Source organism: Actinomadura kijaniata NBRC 14229, assembly GCF_001552175.1.
Lineage (GTDB): Bacteria > Actinomycetota > Actinomycetes > Streptosporangiales > Streptosporangiaceae > Spirillospora > Spirillospora kijaniata.
In genome coordinates this window covers 1-21,898 of the sequence record NZ_BCQR01000087.1, presented here as the reverse complement: position 1 = coordinate 21,898, position 21,898 = coordinate 1, and the positions used below count along the sequence as shown (strand labels likewise).

Annotated in this window: 22 protein-coding genes; 12 read left to right on the top strand and 10 right to left on the bottom strand. The window is 73.9% G+C overall.

Annotation, left to right across the window (positions count from 1 at the left end; translation table 11 throughout):
• Positions 1–69 precede the first annotated feature (69 nt).
• Positions 70–1,251 (top strand): acyl-CoA dehydrogenase family protein, encoded by a 1,182-nt coding sequence (locus tag AKI01S_RS26420; protein WP_067823638.1) that lies wholly within the window; start codon positions 70–72, stop codon positions 1,249–1,251.
• A 59-nt stretch (positions 1,252–1,310) separates the two neighbouring features.
• Here AKI01S_RS26420 and AKI01S_RS26415 read toward each other — a convergent pair whose 3' ends face one another.
• A complete protein-coding gene (locus tag AKI01S_RS26415) occupies positions 1,311–1,868 on the bottom strand; it encodes a CHAP domain-containing protein (RefSeq protein WP_067823626.1) in 558 nt (185 codons plus the stop codon).
• Positions 1,869–2,282: 414 nt separating this feature from the next.
• Here AKI01S_RS26415 and AKI01S_RS26410 point away from each other — a divergent pair, with 414 nt between their 5' ends.
• Genes AKI01S_RS26410 through AKI01S_RS26400 form a run of 3 tightly spaced genes read left to right on the top strand, consistent with a single transcriptional unit; the run spans position 2,283 to position 5,638 of the window.
• Complete coding sequence (locus AKI01S_RS26410; protein ID WP_245681784.1) at positions 2,283–3,605, top strand: MFS transporter; 1,323 nt, start codon at positions 2,283–2,285, stop codon at positions 3,603–3,605.
• Between the two features lie 10 nt (positions 3,606–3,615).
• Positions 3,616–4,287 carry a response regulator transcription factor gene (locus AKI01S_RS26405; RefSeq protein ID WP_067823623.1) on the top strand — a complete coding sequence of 224 codons (672 nt, stop codon included), beginning with the start codon at positions 3,616–3,618 and terminating at the stop codon, positions 4,285–4,287.
• A 10-nt stretch (positions 4,288–4,297) separates the two neighbouring features.
• The gene (locus AKI01S_RS26400) at positions 4,298–5,638 is read left to right on the top strand and encodes a sensor histidine kinase (protein ID WP_067823620.1); all 1,341 of its coding nucleotides are present in this window, start codon (positions 4,298–4,300) and stop codon (positions 5,636–5,638) included.
• Positions 5,639–5,652: 14 nt separating this feature from the next.
• Here AKI01S_RS26400 and AKI01S_RS26395 read toward each other — a convergent pair whose 3' ends face one another.
• Both AKI01S_RS26395 and AKI01S_RS26390 read right to left on the bottom strand, forming a co-directional pair.
• The gene (locus AKI01S_RS26395) at positions 5,653–6,570 is read right to left on the bottom strand and encodes a TAXI family TRAP transporter solute-binding subunit (protein WP_067823617.1); all 918 of its coding nucleotides are present in this window, start codon (positions 6,568–6,570) and stop codon (positions 5,653–5,655) included.
• Positions 6,571–6,579: 9 nt separating this feature from the next.
• Positions 6,580–6,939 (bottom strand): AMP-binding protein, encoded by a 360-nt coding sequence (locus AKI01S_RS26390; RefSeq protein ID WP_067823614.1) that lies wholly within the window; start codon positions 6,937–6,939, stop codon positions 6,580–6,582.
• A 119-nt stretch (positions 6,940–7,058) separates the two neighbouring features.
• On the opposite strand from AKI01S_RS26390, the gene AKI01S_RS26385 reads away from it, so the two are divergent.
• Positions 7,059–7,493 (top strand): SRPBCC family protein, encoded by a 435-nt coding sequence (locus AKI01S_RS26385; RefSeq protein WP_067823611.1) that lies wholly within the window; start codon positions 7,059–7,061, stop codon positions 7,491–7,493.
• A 22-nt stretch (positions 7,494–7,515) separates the two neighbouring features.
• Here the strand turns inward: AKI01S_RS26385 and AKI01S_RS26380 are convergent, their stop codons facing one another.
• From AKI01S_RS26380 to AKI01S_RS26370, 3 genes are all read right to left on the bottom strand, one after another.
• A complete protein-coding gene (locus AKI01S_RS26380; protein ID WP_067823608.1) occupies positions 7,516–8,325 on the bottom strand; it encodes an enoyl-CoA hydratase/isomerase family protein in 810 nt (269 codons plus the stop codon).
• Between the two features lie 92 nt (positions 8,326–8,417).
• Positions 8,418–9,374, bottom strand: a complete 957-nt coding sequence (locus AKI01S_RS26375) for an alpha/beta hydrolase (protein ID WP_067823605.1) — start codon at positions 9,372–9,374, stop codon at positions 8,418–8,420.
• Between the two features lie 88 nt (positions 9,375–9,462).
• On the bottom strand, positions 9,463–10,188 hold the full coding sequence (locus AKI01S_RS26370; protein WP_067823602.1) for a gamma-glutamyl-gamma-aminobutyrate hydrolase family protein: 726 nt from the start codon (positions 10,186–10,188) through the stop codon (positions 9,463–9,465).
• 601 nt (positions 10,189–10,789) lie between these two features.
• Between AKI01S_RS26370 and AKI01S_RS26365 the strand changes: the two genes are divergently transcribed.
• A complete protein-coding gene (locus tag AKI01S_RS26365) occupies positions 10,790–11,947 on the top strand; it encodes a globin domain-containing protein (RefSeq protein ID WP_084000275.1) in 1,158 nt (385 codons plus the stop codon).
• Between the two features lie 118 nt (positions 11,948–12,065).
• Here AKI01S_RS26365 and AKI01S_RS26360 read toward each other — a convergent pair whose 3' ends face one another.
• Positions 12,066–13,124: an MBL fold metallo-hydrolase gene (locus AKI01S_RS26360; protein ID WP_067823596.1), complete on the bottom strand. Its 1,059-nt coding sequence runs from the start codon at positions 13,122–13,124 to the stop codon at positions 12,066–12,068.
• A 36-nt stretch (positions 13,125–13,160) separates the two neighbouring features.
• Complete coding sequence (locus AKI01S_RS26355) at positions 13,161–14,018, bottom strand: helix-turn-helix domain-containing protein (RefSeq protein WP_067823593.1); 858 nt, start codon at positions 14,016–14,018, stop codon at positions 13,161–13,163.
• 197 nt (positions 14,019–14,215) lie between these two features.
• Between AKI01S_RS26355 and AKI01S_RS26350 the strand changes: the two genes are divergently transcribed.
• The 4 genes from AKI01S_RS26350 (at position 14,216) to AKI01S_RS26335 (ending at position 17,871) form a co-directional block, all read left to right on the top strand.
• Positions 14,216–15,310 (top strand): WD40/YVTN/BNR-like repeat-containing protein, encoded by a 1,095-nt coding sequence (locus AKI01S_RS26350; protein WP_067823590.1) that lies wholly within the window; start codon positions 14,216–14,218, stop codon positions 15,308–15,310.
• A gap of 17 nt (positions 15,311–15,327) precedes the next feature.
• Positions 15,328–15,612, top strand: coding sequence for a ubiquitin-like small modifier protein 1 (locus AKI01S_RS26345; RefSeq protein ID WP_067823632.1), 285 nt, complete (start codon positions 15,328–15,330; stop codon positions 15,610–15,612).
• Between the two features lie 61 nt (positions 15,613–15,673).
• Complete coding sequence (locus tag AKI01S_RS26340; protein WP_067823587.1) at positions 15,674–16,900, top strand: SMI1/KNR4 family protein; 1,227 nt, start codon at positions 15,674–15,676, stop codon at positions 16,898–16,900.
• On the top strand, positions 16,897–17,871 hold the full coding sequence (locus tag AKI01S_RS26335; RefSeq protein WP_067823584.1) for a hypothetical protein: 975 nt from the start codon (positions 16,897–16,899) through the stop codon (positions 17,869–17,871). Before AKI01S_RS26340 ends, AKI01S_RS26335 begins: the two co-directional genes overlap by 4 nt.
• A 6-nt stretch (positions 17,872–17,877) precedes the next feature.
• Here AKI01S_RS26335 and AKI01S_RS26330 read toward each other — a convergent pair whose 3' ends face one another.
• Both AKI01S_RS26330 and thyX read right to left on the bottom strand, forming a co-directional pair.
• The gene (locus tag AKI01S_RS26330) at positions 17,878–18,603 is read right to left on the bottom strand and encodes a dienelactone hydrolase family protein (RefSeq protein WP_067823580.1); all 726 of its coding nucleotides are present in this window, start codon (positions 18,601–18,603) and stop codon (positions 17,878–17,880) included.
• Between the two features lie 96 nt (positions 18,604–18,699).
• The gene (gene thyX, locus AKI01S_RS26325) at positions 18,700–19,431 is read right to left on the bottom strand and encodes an FAD-dependent thymidylate synthase (protein ID WP_067823577.1); all 732 of its coding nucleotides are present in this window, start codon (positions 19,429–19,431) and stop codon (positions 18,700–18,702) included.
• Positions 19,432–19,585: 154 nt separating this feature from the next.
• On the opposite strand from thyX, the gene AKI01S_RS26320 reads away from it, so the two are divergent.
• Complete coding sequence (locus AKI01S_RS26320) at positions 19,586–21,679, top strand: molybdopterin-containing oxidoreductase family protein (RefSeq protein WP_245681783.1); 2,094 nt, start codon at positions 19,586–19,588, stop codon at positions 21,677–21,679.
• A gap of 32 nt (positions 21,680–21,711) precedes the next feature.
• On the top strand, positions 21,712–21,898 hold a 187-nt coding region (locus tag AKI01S_RS26315; RefSeq protein WP_157420163.1), incomplete at its 3' end, for a hypothetical protein.

Genomic DNA, 21,898 nt, shown 5'->3' with positions numbered 1-21,898 from the left:
GACCGGCGTCAGTGTCCACTTACCCCATCCGCTACGGTGGCCCTGACCGACGTTCTGAGGAGGCGCGAGGTGGACTTCGACCTGCCCGAGAGCGCGCTCGCGGTGCGCGAGGGCGTGCAGGCCATTGCCCGCAAATACGACCAGGAGTACTGGAGCCGGTGCGACGCCGACCACCGCTGGCCCGAGGAGGTCTGGCGGGAGCTGGTCGCGGGCGGCTGGCACAGCCTCGCCATCCCCGAGGAGCACGGCGGCGCGGGCCAGGGCCTGCTGGAGCTGGCGGTGGCGCTGGAGAGCCTGGCGGCCGGGGGCGCGGGCGGCGCGGCCTCGTTCATGTACCTGCTGACCCCGGCGTTCGGCGGGCTGACCATCACCCGGCACGGGACCGAGGAGCAGCGGCGGGAGTTCCTGCCGAAGATCGCCTCCGGGGAGCTGGAGACCTGCTTCGCCATCACCGAGCCCGACGCGGGCAGCAACTCCATCAACATCACCACCCAGGCCCGCCGCGACGGCGACCACTACGTGGTGAGCGGGCAGAAGATCTGGATCTCCGGGGTGGAGCGGGCCGACTTCCTGGTGCTGGTCACCCGCACCATCCCGGCGGCCGAGGCCCGCCCGCGCACCAACGGCTTCACGGTGCTGCTGGTGGACGTCAAGCAGGCCGTCGCCGACGGCACCCTCACCTACCGGCCGATCCCCAAGCTGGGCACCAACACCGTGGCGTCCAGCATGGTGTTCCTGGACGGGGTGCGGGTCCCGGCCGACCGCGTGCTCGGCGCGGCCGACCAGGGCTTCGCGGTGCTGTGGGACATCCTCAACCCCGAACGCGTCCTGGCGGCGGCCAGCGGCGTCGGGTTCGGCGAACTGGTCCTGCGGGTCGCCGTGGACTACGCCGGCGAGCGCGCGCCGTTCGGCACGCCGATCGGGGCCCACCAGGCGGTCGCGTTCCCGCTCGCCCGGATCAAGGCGCAGGTGGAGCTGGCCCGGCTGATGACCTACAAGGCCGCCTGGCTGTGGGACCGGGGCCGCCCGTGCGGCTCGGAGGCCAACATCGCCAAGCTGACCGCCGCCGACGCGGCCTGGCAGGCGGCCGACCGGGCGTTCCAGGCCCACGGCGGCATGGCGTACTCGCTGGAGTACCCGGTGGCGCGGATGTTCCGCGACGCGCGCATCGCCAAGAACATCCCGGTCGCCGAGGAACTGGTGCTGGCCCACATCGCCCAGCACGAACTGGGACTGCCGAAGTCCTACTAGAGGACCCGGGAAAAACGGAGACGCCGCCGGTCAGGGAACCGGCGGCGTCTTTCCGCCCTTTAGAAGTGGATGTAGTTGTGCACGCTGCTGCGCTTGATCGTCCGGGTGGTGTAGCTGTGGGTCCCGCCCTTGTTGTACTCCTCGACGAGGATGGTCGAACCGTTGACCCGGGCCACGTAGGCCACGTGGCCGAACCTCCCGCTGTTCCACTGGGCGATGGCGCCGACCTTCGGGCTGCGGTTCACCTTGACGCGGGCCCGGCGGGCGGCGTTGTCCCAGTTGTTGGCGTTCCCCCACTTGACGCCCCGGTAGTGGTTGTGGAAGTTGAGGCCGAGCCGCTTGCGGACCCGCCAGGCGGCGAAGGACACGCACTCGCGGCGGAAGAAGTTCCACGGGTCGGCCTTGTGCCAGGAACTCGTCTTGTAGGGGTAGTCGTTGACGATCTTGCGGTTGCAGGGCTTCTTGCAGGCGGCGGACGTGACCTCGGGAGCGGCGACGACGCTGGGAGCGGCCTTCGGCGCGGCCTTCGGGGCGGAGGCCGCGGCGGTGGCGGGGGCCGCCGGGAACAGGGCGGCGGAGGCGGAGACGACGACGGCGGTGGCGATCATCCGGTGCATGCGCATCTCTTTCGAGATCGACAGACGCGGGCGGGGGGTTCCGCCAGCGGGGCTGGACGGCCCCGAGCATGCCAACCGGCCGACACCGCCCGACAGGGCCCCGCGCACTAACCGCCGCCCCGGAGAATAGAACGAAAGGGCCAGTTTGAATTCCGCGTTCCGGCGGTGTCCGCGGCGGAATGCGCCGTTCGCCGAACGGCCCGGACATATTCGGCCATGGCATTGACGTATCTCGTTACCGCCGAAAATCACCGCCGCTGGTCACCGGGGGCGCGCTCCACGGACGGGCGGCCACGCGCCCTCAGCCTCGCGTTGCCCCTGTGTTAACGGCAGGTTAGATAACCGGCCTCCCTTCTGGACGGTGACCTGAGTCACCGCGAAGCTCCTGCCTGCAACGACTCGGTAGGAGGTCCAGTGACGACGGTGAACAAGACCGCGCGCACGCCATGGCGGGCGATCCTCGGCGGCTCGGTCGGCAACATGGTCGAGTGGTACGACTGGTTCGTCTACGCCAGCTTCGCCACCTACTTCGCCGCCTCCTTCTTCCCCAAGGGGAACCCCACCGCGCAGCTGCTGAACACCGCCGGGATCTTCGCGGTCGGGTTCTTCATGCGGCCGATCGGCGGCTGGCTGCTGGGCCGGTTCGCCGACCGCAGGGGCCGCAAGGCGGCGCTGACGGCGACGGTCATGCTGATGTCGGGCAGCGCCCTGCTGATCGCCATCGCCCCGACCTACGGGTCGGTCGGCTACTTCGGCGCGGTGGTGCTGCTGGTCGCGCGGCTCATGCAGGGGCTGTCGGTCGGCGGCGAGTACGCCGCCAGCGCCACCTACCTCACCGAGGCGACCCCGCCGGGCAAGCGCGGCTTCGCCTCCAGCTTCCAGTACGTCTCCATGACCGCCGGTCAGCTGCTCGGCCTGGGCCTGCAGATCATCCTGCAGCGCACGATGAGCGAGGAGGCGCTGCACTCCTACGGCTGGCGGATCCCGTTCATCATCGGCGCGCTGGGCGCCGCCGTGGTGTTCTGGCTGCGCCGCAACCTCATGGAGACCGAGGCCTACGACGAGAAGGCCGCCGAGACCGGCGCCCAGCAGCGCGGCACCCTGCGCGCGCTGCTCCAGCACAAGCGGGAGTTCGTGCTGGTCATCGCCCTGACCATGGGCGGCACACTGGCGTACTACACCTACACCACCTACCTGACCAAGTACCTGTCCAACACCGCCGGGCTGCCCAAGACCACCGCGTCGGTGGTCAGCTTCTGCGCGCTGTTCATCTTCATGCTGCTGCAGCCGCTGGCCGGGGCGCTGTCGGACCGGATCGGCCGCCGCCCGCTGCTGATCGCGTTCGGGATCGGCGCGACGCTGGGCACCGTGCCGCTGATGACGGCGCTGTCGAACGTCGAGGGCTTCGCCGGCGCGCTGCTGCTGTCGCTGGCCGGGCTGGTGATCGTCACCGGCTACACCTCGATCAACGCGGTGGTGAAGGCCGAGATGTTCCCCACCCACGTGCGGGCGCTGGGCGTGGCGCTGCCGTACGCGATCGCCAACGCGCTGTTCGGCGGCACCGCCGAGTACGTGGCGCTGTGGTTCAAGGACTCCGGGATCGAGTCGGGCTTCTACTGGTACGTCGCCGGGTGCGCGGCGGTGTCGCTGGTGGTCTACGTGTTCATGCGCGAGACCCGGGACGCGGCGCTGTCGCGGCGCGAGGAGGCGGCCGAGCCGGTGCCCGAACGCGTCTAGTCTGGCCCGCATGCGTGTGCTGCTGGTCGAGGACGACGACCGTCTGGCGTCGGCCCTCACCACCGCCCTGACCCGGCACGGCCACCAGGTCGTGCGGGCCGGGCTCGCCGTCGACGCCCTCCGCCTGGCGGGGGGCGTCGACTTCGTGCTGCTGGATCTGGGGCTGCCCGACGGCGACGGCCTGGACGCGCTGCGCCGGGTCCGCCAGGTGTCCACCGTGCCGATCATCGTGGTGACGGCCCGGACCGGGGAGCGCGACGTGCTGCGCGGGCTGCGGTCGGGCGCCGACGACTACCTGGTCAAGCCGTTCCGGACGAGCGAGCTGATGGCGCGGATGGAGGCGGTGGTGCGGCGCGGCACCCGGGCGCTGCCCGCCCGGCCGCAGGTGGTGACGGTCGGGGACGTGCGCGTGGACCTGGAGTCCCGCCGGGTGACGGTCGCGGGCCGGGAGGTGACGCTGACCCGGCGCGAGTTCGACGTGCTGGCGTTCCTGGCGCGCGAGCCCGGCGTGGTGCGCGGGCGCGAGGAGATCCTGGACGCGGTGTGGGGCGATCCGCTGCTGTCGGCGTCGCGGTCGCTGGACGTGCACGTGGCGGGGCTGCGGTCCAAGACCGGGCGGCCGGGGCTGGTGGAGACGCTGCGCGGGACCGGGTACCGGCTGGGGGTCCCGGAACCGTCATGATCGGTACCGCATGAGGTTCCGGCTGGTCGTGACGTTCACGACGTTGATCGCGCTGGTCATCGCGGGGCTGGCGGTGCCGCTGGGCTGGGCCTACGCCTCGCACCGCACCGGGCGGCTGCTGCTGGACCGGCGCGCCGACGCCACCCGCTTCGCCGAGCTCGCCGACCGGGCGGCGCGCGAGGCGGACTGGACGCCGCTGTCGGCCGAGGTCACCCGGTACGCCGGGCTGTACGGCGCGGCGGTGCGGATCCGCGACCGCGACGGCCGGGTGGTCGCGGCGGGCGGGACGCTGACCGGCGACGACCGGGAGGCGGCGCGGCGGGCGCTGTCGGGCCGCACCACCGAGCAGCTGCCGACGGTGACGCCGTTCGGGCCGCCGTCGGTGCTGGTCGCCGAGCCCGCCGGGCGCGACGCGCAGGTGGCGGGGGCGGTGCTGGTGCAGGCCCCCACGGCGCGGGCGCGGCGGGACGTGGCGCTGGTGTGGGCGGCGCTGGCCGCCGTCGCGCTGGTGGCGCTGGCCGGGTCGGTGCTGGTGGCGCGGCGGCTGGCGGGCTGGATCCTGCGGCCGGTGAGCGAGCTGGACCGCACCACCCGGGAGCTGACCGAGGGCCGGATGGAGGCGCGGGCGTCGGCGGGCGGCCCGGCGGAGCTGCGGCGGCTGGAGGAGCGGTTCAACGCGATGGCCGACGCGGTGTCGGCCGCGATCGAGCGGCAGCGGGCGTTCGTCGCCGACGCCTCCCACGAGCTGCGCACCCCGCTGACGGTGCTGTCGCTGCGGCTGGAGAACCTGCAACCCCATCTGGACGCGGCGGGCGAGGCCGAGTACGAGGAGGCGTTCGCCGAGGTGGACCGGCTGGCGGCGCTGGTGGACGACCTGCTGGCGCTGGCGCGCGTGGAGGCCGGGGCGATCGCGCGGGAGGTGGAGGTGGTCGCCGAGCTGGAGCCCCGGCTGGCGGGCTGGCGCGAGGTGTACGCCGCCAGGGGGCTGACGCTCACCGCCGACCTGCCCGCCGAGCGCCGGGTGCTGGCGGTGCCCGAGGCGGTGGCGCGGATCGCCGACATCGCCCTGGACAACGCCGGGAAGTTCGTCCCCGAGGGCGGCACCGTCGCCGTGTCGCTGGAGGGCACGACGCTGCGGATCGCCGACGACGGGCCGGGACTGCCGGAGGAGGAGCGCGCCGCCGCGGTCCACCGGTTCTGGCGGTCCGGCGCGCACGCCAACGTCCCCGGCAGCGGGCTGGGCCTGGCGATCGCCGCCGAGCTGGCCCGCGCCAGCGGCGCCGAGCTGGAGCTGCTGCCGGGCGATCCGCGCGGGCTGGTGGTGGAGCTGCGGCTGGCCCCTCAGCCCTAGGGTCGGCCGCGGGATCAGCCGTAGACCGAACGGTAGTAGCGGGCCGCGCCCGGATGCAGCGGCACCGTACCGGTGCCGATGGCGTACCGCCGGTCGAGCCGCCCGCCGGGCGCGTCGGGCGCCTGCAGCCGGTCCCGGCGGGCGAACAGCAGCTCGGTCACCGCGTGGGCGTCGCGGCCGGGCAGGTCCGCCCGGCACAGCAGGTAGCTGGCGGTGCCGATGGTCGCCACCGGCGCCCCGGCCCCGTAGGAGCGGGCGGGCACCGTCGCGCTCTCGTAGACCGCGCCGTAGGCGCGGCGCAGCGGCGCCACCAACCGGTCGAGCGGCACCAGCCGCACCGGGGTGTGGCGGGCGAACGCGTCCAGCGCCGCCGTGGGCACCCCGCCGGACCAGAAGAACGCCGCGATCCGCCCCTGCCGCAGCGCGGCCAGCGAGTCGTCCAGGCCGAGCCGCAGCGTCCGCGCGGGCTCCCGCAGCCCGGCCGAGGCCAGCACCCGCCCGGCGGTGACGGAGGTCCCCGACCCCTGCGCGCCGATCGAGACCGGGCGGCCCGCCAGGTCGGCCGGGGCCCGCACCGGCGAGTCGGCCGGGACCACCAGGTGCACGTAGTTGAGGTACACGCGGGCCAGCGCGGCGATGGGGCGGCGGTGCAGCCGCACCGCGTCGTCGGCGCTGTCGGCCAGCGCGAACCCCAGGTCGGCGCGGCCGGTCGCCAGCAGTTCCAGGTTCGCCACGCTGGCCGCCGTCGGGACGACCTGGACGCGGCGCCCGGCGCGGCGCAGCTCGGCCGCCAGCCGGTCGCCGAGCACGCCGTAGGGGCCGCCCGCCGGGCCGGTGGCCAGCCGCAGCGGCGCGGCGTCGCCGCCACCGCCGGCGCAGCCCGCCGCCGCACCGGCGGTGAGCAGCAGGAACGCGCGGCGGGACAGGGACATGGGGGAACGTTACCCGCCCGACTCGGGCAGCCGGACGGCCGTGGCCGGATCGTGGGCGGCCCGCAGCCCCCGTTCGAGGATCTTGCCGGGGTGGTTGCGCGGGATCGTCTCGACCAGCCCGTACCAGCGGAGCCGTTTGGAGGCGCCGAGAAGGGATGCGGCGAACGCAGTCTCGATCGCCTCGGGGGCGGTCACGGTGAGCAGCGCGATCCGGTCGCCGTGCCGCACTCCCTCGCCGGCCAGCAGCCGCCGCCAGCGCAGGACGCGTTCGCGCGGCTCGCGGTAGGTGCGGCCGCGCCCGTCCCAGGCGAACGCGGTGCGGTCCGGCCACAGGGTCGCGCCCCGGTGGGCGAGGTCGCCGAGCAGCATGCCCGCATCCTCCCGAACGTGATTCGGTCGGGTCAAGGGCCCGGTGTTGCCCAGATCACACCGCCTGGAGCAGCATGGGGGTCGTCGATCACCACCCCGCGACGCCGAGGAGGGCGCCCATGCCCAGGTCCTACGCCAGTGCCGTGCTCAACACCCCCGCCGACCAGGTCTGGGCCTACCTGCGGGACTTCGGCAACCTCGCCGAGTGGATGCCGGGCGTGGAGACCGTCGCGATCGAGGACGGCGGCCCGGCCGACCGGATCGGCTGCGTGCGCCGCGTCATCGGGCCCAACGGCACGGTCTTCCGCGAGCGGCTGGCGGGCCTGGACGACGCCGGCAGCTCCTACTGGTACGACACCCTGGAGGCCCCGCTGCCGATCCGCGGCGCGCGCGGGCGGCTGCGCGTCGCCCCGGTGACCGACACCGACCAGGCGTTCGTGGAGTGGTGGAGCGACTTCTCGGCCGACGCCGGCGACGAGGAGGCGATGGAGAAGACGCTGCGCACCGCCATCTACGCCATCGGGCTGGGGGCGCTGCGCAAGCGCTTCGGCTGATCCGGGCCGCCGGGCCGGGCCGTCAGCGGAACTTCGGCGGGCGCTTCTCGCGCAGGGCCGTCACGCCCTCGCGCACGTCGGGGCCGCTGAAACCGAGGAACTCCAGCGCCAGCGAGGCGTCGAAGCTCGGGCCCGCCAGGCGCAGCCAGTTGTTGAGGGCGTGCTTGGTGAACCGGATCGCCTCGGCCGCGCCCTCGGCGAGGCGCACGGCGACCTCCAGGGCGCGCTCGTGCACCCGGTCGTCGTCCACGCACACGCTGACCAGGCCGATGCGTTCGGCCTCCTCGCCGGTCAGCGCCTCGCACAGCAGCAGGTGGTACTTGGCCTTGGCCATGCCGCACAGCAGCGGCCAGACGATGGCGGCGTGGTCCCCGGCGGCGACGCCGAGCCGGGTGTGCCCGTCGATGATCTTCGCGGTGCGGCCCGCCACCGAGATGTCGGCCAGCAGCGCCACCGCCAGGCCCGCGCCGACCGCCGGGCCCTGGATCGCGCTGACCACCGGCTTGGAGCAGTCGATCACGTTCATCACGATGTCGCGGGCCTCGCGCCAGATCCGCGAGCGCACCGCGTGGTCGGCCATCATCTCCTCGATCATGGCCAGGTCGCCGCCCGCCGAGAACGCCGTGCCCTCGCCCCGCACCAGCACCGCGCGCACCGCCTCGTCGGCGTCGGCGTCCCGCCAGATCCGGGCCAGCTCGCCGTGCCCGACGGTGTCCACCGCGTTCAGCCTCCCGGGCGTGGAGAGGGTGACCCGCAGCACGCCCGGCGCGGCCCAGTCCAGCCTGAGCCGCTGGTAGGAGTCGTACCTGGAGTCTCCGGTGGCGTTGTTCATCGCTGTCTCCCGCACCCTTCCGGGGCGCCTCGGCGGCGCCGCCCTCCCTCGTCGCGCGCTCCCGGTCCCGGCCGCCTCGCCCCGCGGGGCGGTCAGGCCGCGTCCTCGCGCGCGGGCCCGGTGATCGACCGGAACGCCGCGCGCAATCGTCGCACAGCCAGTTCCCACGCCTCGGCACCGGCGTCGAAGGTCTCCGGCATCAGGAAGAACGAGTGCACCACCCCGTCGTAGCGGCGCGACTCGACGGGCACCCCGGCGGCGGCCAGCCGCCGCGCGTACTCCTCGCCCTCGTCGCGCAGGATGTCGCACTCGGCGGTGATCACCGTGGCGGGGGCCAGGCCGGACAGGTCGGCGGCGCGCAGCGGGGCCAGCCGGGGGTCGGCCGGGTCGGCGCTCCCGCGGTACATCTCCATGAAGCGGGCCATCGCCGCCGCGTCCAGGCCGTAGCCCTCGGCGTACTCGCGCCAGCTGGGGGTGGAGCGCGCGGTGTCGGTGACCGGGTAGACCAGCAGCTGGTGCGCCAGGCGGACGCCGCGCTCGCGGGCCAGCAGCGCGACCACGGCGGCCAGGTTGCCGCCCGCGCTGTCCCCGGCGACCGCGACCGCCGCGGGGTCGGCCCCGAACCGCCCGGGGTCCCCGGTCACGGCGGCCACCGCCGCCCAGGCGTCCTCGACCGCCGCCGGGAACGGGTGCTCGGGGGCCAGCCGGTAGTCCACGCTGACGACCGCGCAGCCCACCCGGGCCGCCAGTTCGCGGCAGGGCACGTCCACGCTCTCCAGGCCTCCCAGCACCCAGCCGCCACCGTGCAGGTAGACCAGCGCGGGCAGCGGCGCGCCGTCCAGCGGGCGGGGGCGGTACAGGCGCACCGGAACGGGCCCGGCCGCACCCGGCACGGTCAGGTCGGCCACGTGGGGCAGTTCCCGGCGGCGCACCGGGAACACCGCCTCCAGCCGCCGGCGGGTCTCCTCGATCGTCGGCTCGGGCTCGCCGGTCGCCGTCCAGGCGCGCAGCTGCCGCAGGAACTCCACGGTCTGCGGGTGCAACGCCATGCGACGACCTCCCCGGAGCGACAAAAGGATCGTCCACGACATTTCCCACCAACGCGTCGATCAATCCGGGGGTGCCGGCGGCCCGGGGTCAGCGTCCGGCGGACTCGGCGACCAGGGCGTCGAACAGCCGCCGGTCGTCGCTCTCCTCCGGGTGCCACTGCACGCCCAGCCCGAACCGGTGGCCCTGCAGCTCCACGGCCTCCACCACCTGGTCGTCGGCCCAGGCGACCGCGGCCAGGCCCTTGCCCAGCCTCCCCACCGCCTGGTGGTGGTAGGTCGGCACGTCGGCGACCTCCCCCATGATCTTGCCGAGCAGGCTGGCGCCGCCGATCCGCACCCGGTGCGCGCCCATCTTCCCCTCGGTGGGCCGGTGCCCCTGGTGGCCGACCACGTCGGGCAGGTGCTGGATCAGGTCGCCGCCGCGCGCCACGTTCAGCACCTGCATGCCCCGGCAGATCGCCAGGAACGGCAGGTCGGCCGCCACCGCCGCGCGCAGCAGCGCGATCTCGAACCGGTCGCGCTGCGGCTGCGGCGGCCCGGTCTCGGCGTGCCGGGCCGCGCCGTACAGCTGCGGGTCCAGGTCGCCACCGCCCGCGAACACGATGCCGTCCAGCCCCGCGACCACCCGGTCCACGCCGCGCAGCCCGCCGGTCGGCGGCAGCAGGACCGGCGCTCCCCCGGCCCGTTCCACCATGCGCACGTAGGGCGCCGGAAGCAGCGCCGCCTCCCGCACCCAGCTCCCCCAGCGGGCCGGCTCGAGGTAGGTGGTGACGCCGATGAGCGGCACCGCTCCCCCGCGGGTCTCCTCTTGCATGCCTTCCCCTCCTGCCGTACGCCGGCCACGGTCCACCGTCCCCGCCCATTCCCGGGTTTCGGACAGCCCCTCCCCTGGCCTGATACCGGTCAGCTTGCCGCACGGTCCGGGCTCACGCGGGCGGAAGCGGATAGATCGCTCCAAGTACCGGCCTTCCGGACGCGCCCCGGTCCGCCCCTCCTCGCACCGGTCCGCGCCGGCCCGCGGCCGCGCCCCCGGCCCCGAGAATTGAGAATTCTTCCTCTCGGGTTGAGGATCCTCCTCCACCTTGACTGACCGCACACACGATCTCATCAGGGCGAGTCAAAAATCCGCCGCGACCCGCCGGTGACCTCCGTTCACATTCCGGACCGATCATCGGCACATCGCACCCCGCCAGCGGATACTGGTAAGTATATTTATCCTTCGCCGACTATCGGTGATTACGGAGAATCATGAGTCGATTACCCTTCGCATGGCTGTGTGCGGGTTGTTGAGAAACGGTTGAGTACCAGGGACTTTGGGTGCGAGAATCACACCGAGTCGGGCACCCCGAGGGCGATCGGAGACGCCGGGGGACGTCGGGGCCGGCCCACAATTGCCAGGGGGGCGAGCTTGGCCTATGTCCTTGGAACCCCGAATCGTCAAAGAGAGTTTCAACCGGATCGAGCCCGACGGCGAAAAGGCGACCGCCTATTTCTACGGCCGTCTTTTCGCCGAGAATCCCCGACTGCGGGCGCTGTTCCCGCCCGCGATGGACCTGCAACGCGACCGGCTGTTCCACGCGCTCACCAGGATCGTGTGGAGCCTGGACAGCCCGGAGACGCTGTCGGCCTATCTCGGCCAGCTGGGCCGCGACCACCGCAAGTTCGGGGTGCTGCGCGAGCACTACCCGGCCGTGGGCGACGCGCTGATCGCCACGCTGCGCAGGTTCGCCGCGGACGAGTGGACGCCCGAGGCGGAGGCGGCCTGGCGGGAGGCCTACCGGACCGCCGCGGCCATCATGGTCGAGTCGGCCGAGCAGGACGCCGCGCAGTCGCCGCCCTGGTGGGTGGCCGAGGTGGTCGAGCATGACCGCCGCACCCCCGACCTGGCGGTGCTCACGCTGCGGACCGCACAGCCGCTGCCGTACCGGGCCGGGCAGTACGTCACCGTGCAGACCGCGCGGTGGCCGAGGGTGTGGCGGCCCTACTCGATCGCCAACGCGCCGCGCTCGGACGGGCTGCTGCGGCTGCACGTGCGGGCCGTCCCCGGGGGCTGGGTGAGCGGCGCGCTGGTGCGGCACACCCGCCAGGGCGACACCGTGTCGCTCGGCCCGGCGATGGGCACCATGACCCTCGACCCCGACGGCGACCGCGACCTGCTGCTGGTGGCGGGCGGCACCGGCCTGTCACCGCTGAAGGCCATCGCCGAGCAGGTCATCATGGCGGGACGGCGACGCGACGTCCACCTGGTGGTGGGGGCCCGCACCGAACGGGACCTGTACGACCTGCCGGACCTCCGGCTGCTGGAGTCCTCCTACCCCTCGCTGCGGGTGGTGCCGGTGCTGTCGGACGAGCCGGACTCCGACGGCCCGCGGGGGCCGGTGTCCGACGTGCTGGAACGCCTCCACGACTGGGACGGGCACGACGCCTACGTCTCCGGCCCCGCCGACATGATCCGGCGGACGGTGGGCGAGCTGCAGCGTCTCGGGATGCCGCTGGAACGCGTCCACCACGACCTGCTGGAGGCGGACAAGCTGGCCGTGCCGTCCGTGCCCGCCAGCCCGTCCCGGCTCTGACCGCCGGGACCACCGGACCGGTCCCGGCCTGCGGCGCGGGCAGGTCGGGACCGCCCTCCCCGGACCGCCGCCGGGACAGGGAGGGCACAGGGCGGAACGGGCTCGGGGCGGGAGGCGCTCAGGGTGGAACGGGCACCGCGCGCCACCGGAGCGGCGGGCCGCCGCCCACCGCGTTCACCCGGCCCTGCGCCTCCAGCATCACCAGGTGTGCCAGGGTCTCCAGCATCGCGGTGCGGCGCATGAACGGCCGGATCTCCTCCCACGGCCGCGACCAGGCCAGCCGCCGCGCCAGATCCCAGGCGGTCACGCCGTCGGCGCCGGCCCGCACCACCGCCAGCGCGATCTCGTCGAGCCGCGCGGTGTGGTGGGCGGCCAGGTCGGCGACCCGGTCGGCCAGCCCGGCGAAACGGTACTCGTGCGCGGGCAGCACCTCCTCGGCGTCCAGCCCGCGCACCTTGTCCAGGGAGTCGTAGAAGTCGGCGAGCGGGTTGTGCCGCTGCTGCGGGTGCACGGTGATCGCCGGGGTGATGCGGGGCAGCACGTGGTCACCCGACAGCAGCACCCGCCGGTCCGGCTCGAAGAAGCACACGTGGCCGGGCGAGTGGCCGGGCGTCCACACGGTGCGCAGGTTCCAGCCCGGCAGCGGCACCTGCTCGCCGTCCTCCAGCAGCAGCTCGGGATCGGTGTGGCGGACCAGCGGCAGCACGGCGCGCGACGCCTCGGCCAGCGGCCCGGCCTCGGCCTCGGGCACGCCGTGCAGCGTCATCTGCCGCCCGATCGCGGCGATCAGGCCGTCGAAGTCCCGGTAGCGTTCGCGCAGCAGGCCCGCGTCGGCCGGGTGCAGCGCCACCCACGCGCCCGACGTCTCCCGCACCCGCCCGGCCAGCCCGTAGTGGTCGGGGTGCAGATGGGTGACCAGCACCGCCTTCACGTCGGTGATCGCGTACCCGGCGGTGCCGAGCCCGCCGCACAGCGCCCGCCACGCCTCGGGGGTGTCCCATCCGGCGTCCACCAGCGCGATGCCGTCGGGCAGCTCCAGCCCGTAGACCAGCACGTAGCGCAGGGGGTTGTCGGGCAGCGGGACGGGGATCGACCACAGCCCGGGCCGCACCTGCTCCACCGGCGGGAGCACCTTCTCCCGCCACGCCTGGTGCTGCAGGTTCCCCGTGATCTTCATCGGCCCTCCCCGAACGCGGTTCGGCTCAGCTGTCTATCACGGCGCCGCGACCGGGGGACCGGCCGCCCCGTCCTCACCCGCCGCGCGCCGGCGCAGGAACGCCGCGGTCGTCTCGTCGGCGGGCAGGAACGACTCGATCGCCAGCTCCGCCACCGTGATGTCGACCGGGGTCCCGAACGTGGCGATCGTGCTGAAGAACGACAGCTCCGCCTCCCCCGCCCGCACCCGCAGCGGCACCAGCACCTCGTTGCCGGTCGGCGGCGCGAACGCCTCGGCCACCGGCCCCGCCGCCGGGTAGTCGCGCAGCTCCCGGTAGAGCGCGGCCAGCGAGGCGTCGGCGGTGAGCGCCACGTGCCGCCGCACCCGGTCCACCATGTGGGCGCGCCACTGCGCCAGGTTGACGATGTTGCGGGCCATGCCCTCGGGGTGCAGGCTGAGGCGCAGCACGTTCACCGGCGGCTCCAGCAGGTGCGGGGCCGCGCCCTCCAGGAACAGCGTCGCCGCGCCGTTGGCGTCGATGAGGTTCCAGAACCGGTCCACCACGACGGCCGGGTAGGGCTCATGCCCGTTCAGGACCTGCCGCAACGCCGTGCGCACCGCGTCCATCCGGGGCTCCTCCATCGGGGTCTCGGCGTACACCGGCGCGTACCCGGCCGCGACCAGCAGCAGGTTGCGGTCGCGCAACGGGACCTCCAGGTGTTCGGCCAGCCTGAGCACCATCTCCCGGCTGGGCGCCGACCGGCCGGTCTCCACGAAGCTCAGGTGCCGGGTGGACACGTCGGCCGTGGAGGCCAGCTCCAGCTGGCTGAGGCGGCGGCGCTGCCGCCAGGCCCGCAGCTGCTCGCCCACCGGTCGCACGTCACCGAGGGAGGTCGTCACCGTCGCGGTCGTCATCGCTGTCACGCCGCAGACGCTATCGGCACCGACGTCACGAAGACGATGACCCGGGAGGTAAAGGACACGCCCGGCCGATGCCCCTTCGGCAGGGTTTCACCGATCCCGTCCCGGACCCTTGCGCGAGTCGCACGGCGGCCTTCCCGGCACCGTGCGACGATGGCCGGGACCGCGTCCCGCCCACCCGGAGAGACACCATGGACGACGTCGTCCTCGTCATCGGAACCCGCAAGGGGCTGTTCACCGCCCGCAGCCGCCGGGGCCGCGCCGAGTGGGAGGTCGCGCCGGTCGCGTTCCCCTCCACGCCGGTCACCGCCGCCGCCGTCGACCCGGCCGACGGCCGGATCCTCGCCGCGGTCCACAGCCCGTTCTGGGGTGTCTCGCTGGTGGAGTCGCGCGACCACGGCCGCACCTGGAGCGAGCCCGCCGGGGAGGACGACGCCGCGCCGGTCGCGTTCCCGCCCTCCACCGAGGCCTCCCTGAACGACATCTGGCAGCTGCGCTTCTCCCCCACCCAGCCCGACGTGGTGTACGCGGGCGTGGAACCGGCGGCGCTGTTCCGCTCCGAGGACGGCGGGCGCACGTTCTCCCTGGTCGAGGGGTTGTGGGACCACCCGCACCGCCCGCTGTGGCACCCCGGCGGCGGCGGGCTGTGCCTGCACACGGTCCTGCCGCACCCCAACGACCCGAACACCCTCGTCGTCGCGATCTCCACCGGCGGCGTCTACCGCACCACCGACGGCGGCGACACCTGGGAGCCCCGCAACCGGGGCATCCGCGCCGACTTCCTGCCCGAGGACCCCTACCCCGAGTACGGGCAGTGCGTCCACAAGGTCGACTTCCACCCCGACGCCCCGCGCCGGCTGTTCCTGCAACACCACGGCGGCGTCTACCGCAGCGACGACGACGGGGAGTCCTGGACCCGCATCGACGAGGGCCTGCCCGCCGACTTCGGATTCCCCCTGCTGGTCCACCCGCACCGGCCCGACACCGTCTACGTACTGCCGCTCAACTCCGACGAGGACCGCGCCCCCGCCGGACACCACTACCAGGTCTGCCGCTCCGACGACGCGGGCGAAACCTGGCGGTCGCTCACCGAGGGACTGCCCGCGGAGCCGTGCCACGCCTCGGTGCTGCGCGACGCGTTCTGCACCGACGCCGCCGACCCGGCGGGCCTGTACTTCGGCACCCGCGACGGCTGCGTGTACGCCAGCCGCGACGAGGGCGAGTCGTGGACCGAGATCGTGCGGCACCTGCCCGACGTGCTGTGCCTGCGGGCGGCGGTGCTGTGACCGGTCCCGCCGGCCGCATGACCGTCACGGTCCGGCTGCCGGGAGCGCTGCGCGACATCGCGGGCGCGCGCCCGGCCGTCCCGCTGGAGGTCCCCGGGAACGCCACGGTCGGCGACCTGCTCGACGCCCTGGCCGCCGTGCTGCCCGCCGTGGAACGCCGCGTCCGCGACGAACGGGGCGTGCTGCGCCCGCACGTCAACGTCTTCGTCGGCGCCGCCAACATCCGCGACCTGGCACTGCTGGCGACGCCGCTGGTCCCCGACGCTGAGGTGTACATCCTGCCGTCGGTCTCGGGCGGCTGACCCGCCGGAAACGTCGGACCCGTCTGCTGGAGTGGACGCCACGACGGACCGGAGGGGTGCGATGAAGCGCGGGCAGTGGCGGCCGTTCCTGGAGCGGTGGAGCCGCGAGTGGGTGTCGACGATCGGCCCCGACGACGCCGAGTGGGTGGACCCCGAGGTGATCCGGGACCGGTGGCTCGGGTTCGCGCCCGCGGACGAGCCTCGGATCGCGGCGGCCGAACGGCGGATCGGCCGGACGCTGCCGCCGTCGTTCCGCGAGTTCCTGGCCGTCACCGACGGGTGGCGGCGGGCCGGGGAGTTCGTCCACCGGCTCGCCGGCGCCGACGGGATCGGCTGGCTGCGCGACATGGACCGCACGTGGATCGAGGACTACGGCGAGGCTTATGACGAGGCGTTCGAGGACGACGAGGAGCGGGTGACGCCGCTGCTCGAACGGGCTCTCCAGATCTCCCTGGAGGGCGACGCCACGGTGATGTTCCTCGACCCCGAGGACGTGGACGAACACGGCGAGTGGGCGGCCTACCGGCTGTCGAGCTGGTCGGGCGGGCCGCCGCACCACCACGGCTCGTTCGCCGAGATGATGCGGCACGAGTACGCCTCCTTCCACCGCCTGCGCAAGCCTCGGGGAGAGACCCGCGACCACTGGACCGCGCGGGTCGAGCAGGCCCGGCGCGACGCCCTGGCGGGACAGGTCGACGGGCCGCTGAAGGCCCTGGAGGAGGCCGACGGCTACGGCGTCGAGCGCGCCGGGCTGCTGCGCGTCCAGATGACGGCCTTCCTCCACGAAGACGGGCACCGCCCCCTGGACGGGCTCCTGCTCCCCGCGCACGAGGCCGGCTGGATCTTCGAGGACCCGCTGTTCGAGGCGGAGCTGCTCCCCCTGCTGTTCGCCGCGGAACGGACCCTGCCGCCGCACGGCTTCTCGGTCCTGCGGACCCTCATGCGGGACGCTCCGGAGCCGGTGCGGCTGCTCATCGCCGACCACCAGGCACGGCTGGCCGACCCCGGCTTCCGCCCCGCGTTCGGCCCGCCGGACTTCGACCGCGCGATCCGCGCGGTCGTGGACGGGCTCGCGGCGGATCCGGCGTTCCAGGTGACCGAACCGTTCGCCCGGGAACGCAGACGACTCCTGATGGACGGCGCCTGGCCCAACCTGGCGGCGGCCCTGCCGCTGTGGCGCCCGGTGAGCGAACACCACATCGCCCCCGTCGTCCTGCTGGCCGACCCCGTCCTCGCCGACCTGATCACCCCGGAGTACGGCCGCCGGATCCTGGCGACCCCGCGATGACCGGCCACCCGACCGGAACGCCACCCACCCGCGAGGACGTCGCCGCCGTGCTCATCGTCCGCGAGTGCGCCGCACGCGGCCACCCCCTCCCCGAGGAACCGTCGCTGCGCCCCACCAGCACGGTCCCCGAACCTTCCGGCGGGACCCGCAACCGGCAGGAGACCACCTGCCCCGGATGCGGCACCCGCGAGGTGCAGTCCTGGAACGCACCCGCCGACACCTCCGGCACCTACATGATCATGGCGGTGGTCACCTACGAGCCGCCCGAGCCCGGCGATATCCCCGGCCTCGCCGACCGCGCCGCACGGCTCACCGACGAGGAGTTCACCGCGGGACTGGCCGAGGCGGGCTGGACCGGCCCGCTCCCCGAGGACCTGGCCCCCGACCGCCGCGCCACCGCCCGCCGGGAGACCCTGACGTTCACCCTCCCGATCCGCGCCGGGCAGTTCCACCTGCTGGACTCCGGCCGGGAACCGGCCGACATCATCCCGATCCCACCGGACGCCGCCGGGAACGGCCTGTCCCACGGCGTCCCCGGCGCGACCGTGCTGTGGACGGCGTCGCACCAGGGCCCGGTCCGGCTGACGGTCGTCGTGTCCCCCGACGACCCCGGAGCCGACCAGACCTACCAGGACATCGCGGAGCTCCCCCACCGCGCCACCACGGGGCACACCCGCCTCACCGCGCTCGGGGACGCGACATACCCGCTCCCGCCGCTGCCCGCCGGATACGGCGCCTACCGCCTCCGCTACCACGTGCGCGGCGCCGACGCCGCCCCCGAGGTCTCGGACGTCCCGGTCGACGGGTACCTGCTCCAGATCTGGCCCGCCCCGCACCGACGACCCGAGATCGTGCGCGCGGGAAGCCGCTGGGCGACCCGGCGCGCGACGATCACCGAGGCGTCGGACCGCCCGACGCTTCCCTGCTGGCCGCCGGTCGAGGCGCCGCCGTTCCGCGACGGACCCGGGTGAGCGCCTTTACGTTGTAGATTTTTTCTGGGCGAGATGCTCGCCGAAGAAGGCGAAGATGCGCTCCCAGGCGTCCGCGGCGTGCTCGCGGCCCGTCCCGATCCCGAACACGATCTTGGCGATCGGGGAGTAGGCGCGAGGGATCTCCGGATTCGTCAGGAACGAGTGCCCCGACTCGGGGTACTCCTTCACGTCGTGCGTGACGTCCAGCACGGTCAGCGTGTGCCGCAGCCTGCGGGCCGCGTTGCGCAGCGTGCGGTCCCGGCCGCCGTAGTTCGCCACGATCGGGCAGGTCCCTTCCAGGGCCCGTTCGGCGTCCCGCGGCAGGATCCCGTAGTTGACGGCCGCGGCCTGGAAGTCGTACCGGGCGGCGGCGACCAGCGCGAACCCGCCGCCCATGCAGAACCCGATCACACCGACGCGGCCGGTGCAGTCGTCGCGTCCGGCCAGCCACGCCCGCGTCGCGTCGATGGCCTCGAACGTCGACCCCCGCTGGGCGAGCATGTCCCGCATCGCCTTGCGCACGCACCTGATCCAGGGTCGTCCGCCGTACAGGTCGGGCAGCACCGCCAGATAGCCGCGCTCGGCGAGCCGGTCGCACTGGTCGCGCATGTCGCGGGTGTAGCCCATCGCCTCGAACAGGACGACCACGGCGGGCCAGGGCCCCTCCCCCGTGGGCACGGCGAGGTAGCCGGGCACCCGCCGGTCCCCGACGGGAATCGTGATGTCAGCCATGACTCCCCACCCTGACCGACCACCCCTCTCCCGCCCAGACCCCATCGGCCACAGTGACACGCCTCACGTCCAACGGGTCGACGCTCCGGCGGGGGGTTACGGGCAGACGCGGCCGTTGGCCTCGAAGGCGGCGTGGGTGAGGGGCATCAGGGCCGCCCACTCCTCCTCCATCCGCTCGGCGACCATCTCGATCTCGCGCTGCGGGAAGGAGGGGAACGTGGAGTCCTCCCGCTTGGTCCGCAGGGACAGGAAGTTCATCAGGGCGCGGGCGTTGCCGGTGACGTACATCGAGGAGTACAGGCCGACCGGCAGGACGGTGCGGGCGACCTCGCGGGCCACGCCCGCCTCCAGCATCTCCAGGTACGCCCTGTAGGACTGCCGGTAGCTCTCCTGGGTGGCCTCGGTCACCAGCTTGTGCTGCTCGGGCGTTCCCTCGACGAAGTGGTACTTGCCGGGCTTGCCCTCCTGGACGAGCTTGCGGTCCGGTCCGGGCACGTAGAAGACCGGGTCCAGCTTGCGGTACCGGCCGCTCTCCTCGTTGAAGGAGAAGGTGCGGTGCCGCATCGCCTCGCGGAACACGAAGATCGGGGCCTTCACGTAGAAGGTCATCGTGGAGTGCTCGAACGGCGTGCCGTGCCGGTCCCGCATCAGGTAGTTGATCAGGCCCTTGGAGCGTTCGGGGTCGGCCTCGATCTCGGCCAGGGAGTTCTCGCCCTTGGTGGACACCCGGGCCGCCCACAGCACGTCGGCGTCCGAGGCCGCCGACTTGATCAGTTCGACCACCACGTCGCTACGGAACTCGATCTCGAACGTGTCCTCGCCCGCCACCGGGTGCTCCCTCTTCGTCGTCCTCAACGGCCCCCGTAAGCCTAGTGCGGGGCGCCGGGGGCGGGGGCCGTCCCCGCGTAATGTCCGTCTCAGCGTGAGACTCCTGGCTTTATGCAGCAGACTGGGTGTTCGCGGCGGATTCGTGGAGGTCGAGGTGTCCCTGTCCCAGGAGAAGACGAGCCCTGAGCTGAAGGTGCTGGGGGCCTGCCCCCTGGACTGCCCGGACGGCTGCTCGTGGGTGGTGACCGTCCGTGACGGGCGGGCCGTGGGGCTGCGCGGCAACCCCGACCATCCGTACACGCGGGGCGCGCTGTGCACGAAGGTCAGCCGGTGGCTGGAGCGGGCCGGGCAGGACGACCGGCTGCTGTACCCGCTGCGGCGGGTCGGGCGCAAGGGCGAGGGGCGGTTCGAGCGGATCTCCTGGGACGAGGCCCTGGACGAGATCGCCGCGCGGCTGGAGGGCGTGGTCGCCGAGCACGGCGGGGAGGCGGTCTGGCCGTACTGGGGCACCGGGACGCTCGGCTACCTGCAGGGGCTGGAGGGCCTGCCGGGGCGGCGGCTGTTCAACGTGCTGGGCGCGTCGGACCACCACGCCAACATCTGCTCGTCGGCCGGGAGCGCCGGGCTGAAGTACACCGTCGGGTCGCCGGCGGGCCTGGACCCCGAGGACCTGGCGCACGCCGGGCTGATCCTGCTGTGGGGCACCAACCCGCTGACCAGCGGGCACCATGTGTGGAAGTTCGTGCAGGCCGCGCGGAGGAACGGCGCGCACGTCGTCGCGATCGACCCGGTGCGGACCCGCAGCGCCCAGCAGGCCGACGAGCACCTGGCGCCGCTGCCCGGCACCGACGCGGCGCTGGCGATGGGGCTGCTCAACGTGATCGTCGGGCTCGGCGCGCAGGACGAGGGGTACCTCGCCGCGCACACGCTGGGGTGGGAGGAGTTCCGGGAGCGGATCGCGGAGTTCCCGCCCGAAACCGTCGCGTCGATCACCGGTGTGCCGGCCGAGCGGATCGTGGCGCTCGGGGAGCGGATCGCGCGGACCAGGCCCACGGCGATCCGCGCCACCCAGGGGTTGCAGCGGCACGCCGGAGGCGGGACCGCGCTGCGGACGCTGGCCTGCGTCCCGGGGGTGACCGGGGACTGGGCGCTGCGGGGCGGCGGCCTGTCGTTCTCCACCTCGGCGCACATGAAGCTGGACCGCGCGGCGCTGTACCGCGACGACCTGCGGAGGCGGCCGGTGCGGACGCTGACGATGAGCCGGATCGGCGACACGCTGCTGGAGGCGGGCGATCCGCCGGTCAAGGCGCTGTTCGTCATCGCGGCCAACCCGGTGGGCAGCTCCCCCGACCAGGACAGGATCCGGCGGGGGCTGGCGCGCGAGGACCTGTTCACGGTGGTGCTGGAGCAGTTCCCGACCGACACCGTGGACTACGCCGACATCGTGCTGCCCGCGACGATGCAGCACGAGCACTTCGACCTCAACGACGGCTACGGGCACCTGTACCTGGCGTGCAACCAGCCCGCGGTCGCGCCGCCCGGCGAGTGCCTGCCGTCGACCGAGACGTTCCGGCGGCTGGCGCGGAGGATGGGGCTGACCGAGCCCGCGCTGTTCGACTCCGACGAGGAGCTGGCCGAGCAGGCGCTGTCGTCCGGCCATCCGTGGATGGCGGGGATCACGCTGGACCGGCTGCGCAAGGAGGGGTTCGTGCGGCTTTCGGTGCCCGACCCGTTCGTGCCGTACGCGGAGGGGTTCCCGACGCCGTCGGGGAGGCTGGAGTTCCGGTCGGAGCGGGCGGCGCGCGAGGGGCACGACCCGCTGCCCGGGTACGTCCCGCCCGCCGAGGTCGCCGATCCCGAACGCGCGGAGCGCTACCCGCTGGCGCTGGTGTCGGCGGCGTCGCACCACTTCCTCAACACCGTCTTCGGCAACAACCCCGAGCTGCGCCGCCGCTCCGGCGGCCCGGTGGTGCGGCTGCATCCGGACGACGCGGCGGCGCGCGGGCTCGCGGACGGACAGCGGGTGCGGGTCCACAACGACCGGGGCGCGTTCGAGGCGGTCCTGGAGGTCAGCGACGCGGTGCGGCCGGGCGTGGCGGCCTCGGCGAAGGGGTTGTGGGCCAAGCTGTCGGGCGGCGCGAACGTCAACGCCGTCACCGGCGGCGACCTGACCGACCTCGGTGACGGCCCGGTGTTCCACGACACCCGCGTCGAGGTCGGCGACGGGGGTGCCGCCGCGGTCACCTGACCGGTACGGTGTGTCCCGGCACGGAGGTGATCATGGCGATGCGGACCGATACCGGGGAGCTTCTGGACCGCGCCCGCCGGTATCAGCGGCAGGGCCGGTCGGAGGAGGCCGCGGCCGCCTTCGCCGGGGTCGCCGACGCCCTGGAGGCGCGGGCGGACTGGCCGGGCGTGGTGGCGGTGCGGGCGCGGCAGGCGCGGGCGCTGGCCGACGCGGGCCGGG

Excerpts from the sequence above, each read along its gene's own strand:
- AKI01S_RS26350 (WP_067823590.1), top strand. The coding sequence starts at position 14,216 with ATGGACGACGTCGTCCTCGTCATCGGAACCCGCAAGGGGCTGTTCACC.
- AKI01S_RS26345 (WP_067823632.1), top strand. The coding sequence starts at position 15,328 with ATGACCGTCACGGTCCGGCTGCCGGGAGCGCTGCGCGACATCGCGGGC.
- AKI01S_RS26400 (WP_067823620.1), top strand. The coding sequence starts at position 4,298 with ATGAGGTTCCGGCTGGTCGTGACGTTCACGACGTTGATCGCGCTGGTC.
- AKI01S_RS26385 (WP_067823611.1), top strand. The coding sequence starts at position 7,059 with ATGCCCAGGTCCTACGCCAGTGCCGTGCTCAACACCCCCGCCGACCAG.
- AKI01S_RS26380 (WP_067823608.1), bottom strand. The coding sequence starts at position 8,325 with ATGAACAACGCCACCGGAGACTCCAGGTACGACTCCTACCAGCGGCTC.
- AKI01S_RS26365 (WP_084000275.1), top strand. The coding sequence starts at position 10,790 with ATGTCCTTGGAACCCCGAATCGTCAAAGAGAGTTTCAACCGGATCGAG.
- AKI01S_RS26395 (WP_067823617.1), bottom strand. The coding sequence starts at position 6,570 with ATGTCCCTGTCCCGCCGCGCGTTCCTGCTGCTCACCGCCGGTGCGGCG.
- AKI01S_RS26340 (WP_067823587.1), top strand. The coding sequence starts at position 15,674 with ATGAAGCGCGGGCAGTGGCGGCCGTTCCTGGAGCGGTGGAGCCGCGAG.
- AKI01S_RS26330 (WP_067823580.1), bottom strand. The coding sequence starts at position 18,603 with ATGGCTGACATCACGATTCCCGTCGGGGACCGGCGGGTGCCCGGCTAC.
- AKI01S_RS26390 (WP_067823614.1), bottom strand. The coding sequence starts at position 6,939 with ATGCTGCTCGGCGACCTCGCCCACCGGGGCGCGACCCTGTGGCCGGAC.
- AKI01S_RS26405 (WP_067823623.1), top strand. The coding sequence starts at position 3,616 with ATGCGTGTGCTGCTGGTCGAGGACGACGACCGTCTGGCGTCGGCCCTC.
- AKI01S_RS26355 (WP_067823593.1), bottom strand. The coding sequence starts at position 14,018 with ATGACGACCGCGACGGTGACGACCTCCCTCGGTGACGTGCGACCGGTG.
- AKI01S_RS26375 (WP_067823605.1), bottom strand. The coding sequence starts at position 9,374 with ATGGCGTTGCACCCGCAGACCGTGGAGTTCCTGCGGCAGCTGCGCGCC.
- AKI01S_RS26370 (WP_067823602.1), bottom strand. The coding sequence starts at position 10,188 with ATGCAAGAGGAGACCCGCGGGGGAGCGGTGCCGCTCATCGGCGTCACC.
- AKI01S_RS26415 (WP_067823626.1), bottom strand. The coding sequence starts at position 1,868 with ATGCACCGGATGATCGCCACCGCCGTCGTCGTCTCCGCCTCCGCCGCC.
- AKI01S_RS26360 (WP_067823596.1), bottom strand. The coding sequence starts at position 13,124 with ATGAAGATCACGGGGAACCTGCAGCACCAGGCGTGGCGGGAGAAGGTG.
- AKI01S_RS26335 (WP_067823584.1), top strand. The coding sequence starts at position 16,897 with ATGACCGGCCACCCGACCGGAACGCCACCCACCCGCGAGGACGTCGCC.